The sequence below is a fragment of the Paenibacillus dendritiformis genome, from assembly GCF_015845845.1.
Classification (GTDB): Bacteria; Bacillota; Bacilli; order Paenibacillales; family Paenibacillaceae; genus Paenibacillus_B; species Paenibacillus_B dendritiformis_C.
Map to the genome: position 1 here is coordinate 1 of NZ_LDIG01000255.1, position 1,063 is coordinate 1,063.

Below are 1,063 nucleotides of genomic sequence, written 5' to 3' on the forward strand. Positions count from 1 at the left end.
GACTCCGACCGCGAAGCTCACGAGCCCGGCCGATCAAAAACAAGCGGATGGATTGCTGGGTACGGAGTCCAAGCTGCTAGGCTCCATTCCGGTGATAGGAGCAGTAGCGGGAGCGGCATTAGGCGGACTTGCCGGAGCGGCGGTGAGTGCGAGTCTGCTAGCAAGCGCAGCTATTCCTGTTCGAAGTACAGGAACGAGCCGTGCTGGAGGTGGAGGCGCACAAGGCGGGTTGCATCCGCTGAAATATCTGGCCAGTCTGGTTATGCAAGGACTCATCAGTCAATACGAGCACGAGAAAGCCAAAGATGCCTATTATAGAAAGTGGCTGCTGGGCAAGGTATTTACAAGTGCGCGTGAGCTAGGAACACCCACATCATGGAACGATATCGCTTCTTATGTCCGACGTATGGCCCAGTCTGCGAATGAGTTGGAGCAAGCCTATCATCAGATTCCATCCGAACTGAGACAACGGTGGAGGGCGAGCTACGAGCGTTACATGGCCGAGCAGCCGAAGCCGGAGCCGGAGCAAGAACAATCCAAATCGTGGCTGGCTCTTCTGGGCGAAGCCCAGCTCATGGAAGCGGAAGCCAAGCTTATGATGGGTCAGCAGATGGCGGACGAGTTGATGTATGCCGCAGATGTCGGTGGAGAAGTTGTAAAAGGAGCAGGAACGGCCGTTTTAGAAGATTTGACGTTAGACTTCCCACCCCTAAAAAAGGAATATACTTCAAATCATCCGAAGGCGCGTAAAACAGGTGAATTGATCGGGCACCTCATCACAACTGTAGCCGGAGTATTAGAAATGGGTGGCGCTGTATTGGGAGGAGGCGCTGGTGTTACGTTATCAGGTACGGGAGTATTATCACCTGTAGGCGTAGCTGTTACTGCAAAATCCGTCGCTTTAGCAGGACATGGAGCAGGAGTAACGTATCAAGGTTTATCTAATACTGGTGAAACCCTCAATGAGCTTTATCAAATGTTTAAAAGCGGAGGGTCAAATAGTCCAACGCCGAAAAAGCCTTCCCCGCAGAAACCAAGCAAGCCCAATGGGAAGCCGCCTGAG

1 pseudogene is annotated in these 1,063 nt (G+C 52.7%); it reads left to right on the top strand.

The annotated features are described in order from the left end of the window. Positions 1-229: 229 nt before the first annotated feature. A pseudogene (locus ABD76_RS25400) lies at positions 230-1,063 on the top strand (contractile injection system protein, VgrG/Pvc8 family); the annotation flags it as partial.